5 protein-coding genes are annotated in these 6,215 nt (G+C 36.4%); 1 reads left to right on the forward strand and 4 read right to left on the reverse strand.

Translation table 11 applies throughout. The features are described from left to right. Nucleotides 1–82: 82 nt before the first annotated feature. Complete coding sequence (locus WOCAOBSORBRA_RS05215) at nt 83–1,681, reverse strand: ABC transporter permease (RefSeq protein WP_174516072.1); 1,599 nt, start codon at nt 1,679–1,681, stop codon at nt 83–85. Nucleotides 1,682–1,810: 129 nt separating this feature from the next. Between WOCAOBSORBRA_RS05215 and trhO the strand changes: the two genes are divergently transcribed. Continuing rightward, on the forward strand, nt 1,811–2,638 hold the full coding sequence (trhO, locus tag WOCAOBSORBRA_RS05220; protein WP_155969276.1) for an oxygen-dependent tRNA uridine(34) hydroxylase TrhO: 828 nt from the start codon (nt 1,811–1,813) through the stop codon (nt 2,636–2,638). Here the strand turns inward: trhO and WOCAOBSORBRA_RS06475 are convergent. From WOCAOBSORBRA_RS06475 to terL, 3 genes are all read right to left on the reverse strand, one after another. After that, on the reverse strand, nt 2,626–2,760 hold the full coding sequence (locus WOCAOBSORBRA_RS06475) for a hypothetical protein (protein WP_255407365.1): 135 nt from the start codon (nt 2,758–2,760) through the stop codon (nt 2,626–2,628). The two genes, trhO and WOCAOBSORBRA_RS06475, sit on opposite strands and share 13 nt — an antisense overlap. A 56-nt stretch (nt 2,761–2,816) precedes the next feature. Further along, complete coding sequence (topA, locus tag WOCAOBSORBRA_RS05225; protein ID WP_174516073.1) at nt 2,817–5,267, reverse strand: type I DNA topoisomerase; 2,451 nt, start codon at nt 5,265–5,267, stop codon at nt 2,817–2,819. Between the two features lie 423 nt (nt 5,268–5,690). Continuing rightward, nucleotides 5,691–6,215: phage terminase large subunit (gene terL, locus WOCAOBSORBRA_RS05230; protein ID WP_174516074.1), on the reverse strand; the 525-nt coding region annotated here is incomplete at its 5' end.

Genomic DNA, 6,215 nt, shown 5'->3' on the forward strand with positions numbered 1-6,215 from the left:
ATAATGTTGATGTCAACACTATTGTCAAGTTTACTGGCCTTTCTATTAGTGAGATTGAAGAATTAAGTGTGAACGGTTACGTTTATTTTTTATCCTTATCATCAAGTGTAAATAAGGTTATTGTAGAGATTAAGCCTATTATAACTATTATTAACGAAAATGGGGCAGCTTCTCTATAGCGCTCATCGCTTACAAGTTCATATATTCTAGTTGATATAGTTTCAAAATTAAATGGTCTTATAATAAGTGTTGCTGTGAGCTCTTTGATAGTATCCATAAATACGAGCAAAAATCCCGATAATATACTCTTCTTGATGAGAGGGATATGAACATTCAAACATGTGGAAATAGGTCCATGACCCATGGTATATGCAGTCCACTCAATTTCATTTGGTGTTTTTTTGAGCCCTGACTCTACCGCCTTGAAAGATATAGCAAAAAAACGGAATAAATATGAGTAAACTAATGCGCCAATAGTTCCTACTAAGCTAATTTCCACAACATATTGAGTAATGAAAGAGGATATTCTGCTTAAAAATATTATTATACTAATTGCGATAATTGCATTTGGAATTGCGTAGCCTAAAGAAATGAGACGCGCTATATTGTTGATTACCTTATTTTTACGCGCCGTATATCCAATCATTATTGCAATGCTAATTGAGATTAATGCGGTGATAAATGATAAACTAACGCTATTTGCTATTATGTTATAGAATCTTGCTTCGTATATGAAAAACCCCTTCTCTATGCTCCAATATATGAGCGGAATCATTGGCAAAATAAAACCTATTAATATCGGCAATACACACATAAGATAAGCAAAGATCAATGGTATAGTGCCACTTATACTCCGTTTGTTGTGATAATCTGAATTGGTATTGATTGAAGAGTAGGATATTCCTTTTTTTTGTAGTTTTTTTTCGATAGCTATTAGTGTTGCAACGAAAATCAACTCTGCAACTGCTAAAACAGTAGTTGAATATTTGTCATGCAGTAAAAACCAGGTGCGATATATTCCTGTCGTAAAAGTATCGATAGCAAGAAACTGTGGTGTGCCGAAATCTGTAATTACTTCCATTAGTACCAAAGACAACCCAGCTATAATCGATGGGCGTATGGAGGGTATGATGACAGAAAACAGGCTCTTCAATGAGGAGAACCCAAGTGTTGATGCGATAGTGACTGAGTTACTAACATTCTTTAGACTTGAGCGGACTAACATATAAACGTATGGATATAGGCTGAATCCCATTACTAATATTCCACCACCTAGAGATTTTATTTCAGGAAACCAATAGTCACCTTTGCTCCAATCTAAAATGTCTCTTAATAAGCTCTGCACCGGACCTGAAAACTCTAGCGTATTTACATAGACGAACGCTACTATATATCCAGGAATCGATATCGGAAAGAACAAAGCAATCTCAAAAATTTTACTTCCAGGAAATGAAAAAAATGTGGTGAGCCAAGCTGGAATTACTCCAAATATGAAAGATATTCCCCCCACTCCTATCATCAAAATTAACGTACTCAGTATATATTCAGGGAAAAGTGTGCTGATTACCCATCCGGAATTCGCTGAATCTGTAAATAAGATTGATATTAACGATAGTATAGGACAGACGAATAATATACTTACTAAAAATAAGAATATATTTTTAAATACTCTTAAAAACATTAATTTGAATCTATATTTTATATTAAAATGTTATATGTAAAAACTGAAGATATCCAGTAATTAACAGCCGTACTATTGAATATCTTTATAATTTTGTATATCATGTTTTTAGTTGATAAGTGAATAATCATGAGCTTCGTCATTGCAACTTTCTATCATTTTGTAGAACTTTCTAATTATTATGACATGAAAGACGAAATAAAAGCTACATGCAACAACGTTGAGTTAAAGGGCACTATACTCCTTGCAGAAGAGGGTGTTAATGCAACAATATCTGGTGAAAGAAACGCAATTGATAAAATATTTGATTTTCTACGTTCTGATTATAGGCTAAGGGACCTTACATGGAAAGAGAGTGCAGCAGAATATCAACCATTTAGCAAGATGAAGGTAAAATTAAAAAGAGAGATTGTGAATCTTGGTGTAAGCAATCTTGATATTTCCCTTAAGGGTAAATATGTTGATCCAGAGCATTGGGATGATTTTACTTCTCAACCTGACGTTTTAGTAATAGATACACGAAACGAGTATGAAGTGAAATTAGGCAAGTTTAAGAATGCAATTAATCCACACACACAATGTTTCCGTGAGTTTCCTCAGTGGACAGAGTCATTTTCTGAGAGTAAAGACCTGAAAGTGGCTATGTACTGCACTGGTGGGATTAGATGCGAAAAATCTACAGCATATATGAAAAGCCTTGGATTTAGTGATGTTTACCATCTTAAAGGCGGCATTCTTTCTTACCTTGAAAAAACTTATAATAAAAATGGTAATTGGAAAGGAGAATGTTTTGTTTTTGATGATAGAATTGCTGTTGATAATTCACTTACTCCAAGCAACACAATAAAATGCATATTCTGCTCAAATCAAGTTTCAACTGATAAACTGAAATCAGTTCCACGTGGCCAAGTGGTTTGTTCTGATTGTAAACTTCAGTGTTATAGCTATAATAAATAAAACATCATACTGCTGCAGTTGTATGCACGTTGTGATTTGAGAGCAACCTCTACCAGAAAGGGTGTCATGCCAGTGCCCAGACACTGGCATCCAGGTTCTTTTTTTCTAGATTCCAGCGTCACACGCTGGAATGACAAAAAAGCTGATTTTTAACGTAGATAATGGTTATGCAAGAAGTCTACTTCTTACCCTTAATCAACTCTAAAGCCTTCTCCAGATCTATACTCTCAATATCTGCACTCTTGCCCAAAGCAACGTTTGTTTTACCGCATTTTATATAGAATCCGTACCTACCGTTGCAGATAAAAACTTCTTTTCCCTTTTCATTAACCCCGAGAGATTTTAACTCTTTGCGTGGACTGTTTGCAATAATTTGTACAGCTTCGCTCAATTCTGTATTCAGCACCTCTTTGGAGCTTTTCTTAAGAGAAAAGTATCTACCATCATAGAAAATATAGTATCCAAATCGTCCAAGGCCTATTTTTACTTCCTTTCCGGTTTCAGGGTGTTCTCCGATTACTTTTGGCAAGGAAAGTAACTGAGTAGCGGTGCTCAGATCAATCTCATTAACATTTATATCTTTTGGTATGGAAACCGTTTTTTTCTTTTTTAACTCGTTATTAAACTCCAGATAAAGTCCAAAAGGACCTTTTTTAATTACTACCTCTTGTCCTGTTATATCATCTATACCTAAACTTTTTGGATATTCTGAATTGTCGTTACTGCCCGTAATTTCTTTTGTATGGTTGCATTCAGGATAGTTAGAACATCCAAGGAACACCCCGGCTTTTCCAAAGTTCAATTTCAATATGCCACCTAAGCAAGCAGGACATTTCGTATTCACCTCTTTTTTTCCTTCTTCTGAACAAAACCAATCGATTACCAAATCGTGAATGCCGCTGAAAACTTCATCATGCGTCATTTGCTTGACAGAGTTTACATGACCAAAAAATGGCACCCAAAAGTGGCCTAATTCTTTTTTCCAATCTGCATGTCCATTTGAAATTAAATCAAGCTTTTCTTCCATTTGTGCTGTGAAATCATACTCTACACAACGCTGAAAAAAAGTTTCTAAAAATATAGTAACGATTTTACCACGACTGCTTGGAATAAACCTTTTGCTATCCAATGAAACGTACTCACGATCTTGTAATACCGAAATAATTGTTGCATAAGTTGATGGTCGACCTATACCGATTTCTTCCATTTTTTTAACGATACTTGCTTCACTATAACGAGGTGGCGGTTGAGTGAAATGTTGTTTTGGCTCAACTGAAATCAGCTTGCATGCTTCCCCTTCCTTCATGGCAGGTAGCAGGCCTTCATTTTCGGCTTCTATGTTATCTTGGTAGACTCTATAAAAACCATCAAAGAATATACTCGACCCACTTGCTCGCAGAACTACTTTTTGATCAGTAGAACTAATTTCAACTACCACTTGATCAAGGATCGCCGACTCCATTTGACTTGCAATGGTCCTTTTCCAGATTAAATCATACAATTTAAATTGCTCTGGCGTTAAGTAATCCTTAATACTACCCGGCGTTCTATTGATATCAGTTGGACGAATTGCTTCATGTGCTTCTTGAGCATTTTTGACCTTTTTTACATATTTACGAGGAGACTGCGGTAAATATTTATCACCATATAATGACTTAATTGACCCTCTAATTGAGTTTATAGCCTCATCTGCAATATGAAACCCATCTGTACGCATGTAAGTTATCAACCCTACAGTTTCACCACCAATATCGATACCTTCATATAAATTTTGCGCTATGCGCATAACACTTTTCACATTAAAATACAGTTTATTCACTGCATCTTGCTGAAGACTTGAAGTAATAAACGGAGGAAGCGGGTTTCTCTTAACTTGCTTGCGTTCTACTGTGCTTACAGCATATTGCCTTGATTCAATCTCCCTGACTAAGTTCTTTGCTTCTTCTTCATTCTTAATATCAAATTTTTCTAGCTTTTTATTGTCATAGTGGCTTAGCATAGCAAAAAAAGCCTCATCTTTGCTATTTTGCATTTCTGCTTTTATGCTCCAATACTCCTGTGTTATAAATTTACTAATTTCATCTTCTCGTTCGCATATAATCTTTAATGCAACAGACTGCACTCGCCCTGCAGACTTGCTTCCCGACAATTTTGTCCACAGCAGTGGTGACAAACTAAATCCAACTAGATAATCCAAAGCTCTACGTGCTTGTTGTGCACGCACTAAATCCATATTAATTTCACGTGGATTTTTTATTGCTTCTTGAACTGCTCTCTTTGTTATCTCATTAAAGACTACTCTATAAATGTTGTTTTCATTACTGATTGCTTTCTTTTCTTTTAATGTCTCTATCACATGCCAAGCCATTGCTTCCCCTTCTCTGTCTGGGTCTGTTGCAAGATATATATCTGATGTTTTGCTTGCGGCTTTTACTAACTCTTTTATATACTTTTCTGCTTTTTCAATGGTTTCATACTTTATAGCAAAATCATTATCCGGATCGACAGAACCGTTTTTTGCTGGAAGATCTCTCACATGTCCAAAGGATGCAGCTACTTTGAACTCTTTACTCAAATATTTACCTATTGTCTTTGCTTTCGCAGGTGATTCAACTATTAATAATGCCATATTGTTAATTATTTTAGTACTTAAAGATAATATGTTGAGAAATATACAATGAAAAGTAAAAAAATATTTTAATGGTTCTTGTGAATTTTACAAAGTAGACGGTGTCATGAAAGTAGCTAACACTGGAATGACAGCAGTCCTACGTCATACCGCGATTCATTCGCGGTATCTCATCCGCTAACAAGAGATCCCGCTAACAAGTAGTGGGATGACGAGCTTACCGTCATGCTGCCGCGAACCGTCATACCGCGATTCATTCGCGGTATCTCATCCGCTAACAAGCAGCAGTTCTACGTCATACCGCCGTGGTATCTTTTAGCATAGATCCCGCTAACACGTAGCGGGATGACGGTTGTCAGGGTGTCATGAAAGTAGCTGACACTGGTCTCCATCCAAGAGGGTGTCATCCCTAGTGGATTCAAATCACAATGCTCGTATAGCTGCGACCCTGGAGGTACTGTTTCTCACCCACTGCAAATATTGCACGGTACTGTCCACTTGGTCGTCGTGGCGCGTTTCAGGAAACATTAAAATCTCATACTCAAAATCGTTCAGCCATACTGCTTGATGTGGCAGAAAAACCTTGCCAGACTCTATAATCGGAACAATTTGATGAAATCGAGTGAGCTTGTCATCATGTGGCACTATTTCAATAATCGGTAAATCACTGTTTGTCTTTAGCTCTTGCACCAATTGTTGACCACTTGTTTTTGCTTCGATTAAAATTGCGTGTGGCGTCCATCTTGCAGCTAGTGACAAAACCTGTTCTTTAAGCTTTGGATACTCAAGCTTTGCGCGATATACGTCGAGTAAATAGAATTTATTATCTATTTTTGCCCAGGTGATGCAGACACTAAAGTTGCTCATGTTACTTGTTGAAACCGCAGTATCCCAACTTTGTGTTATATGCGAGAGATTATCAGGAAATTTTTTATAGCGTTTCAACCA

The sequence above is a fragment of the Wolbachia endosymbiont of Cardiocondyla obscurior genome, assembly GCF_902713635.1.
GTDB lineage: Bacteria > Pseudomonadota > Alphaproteobacteria > Rickettsiales > Anaplasmataceae > Wolbachia > Wolbachia pipientis.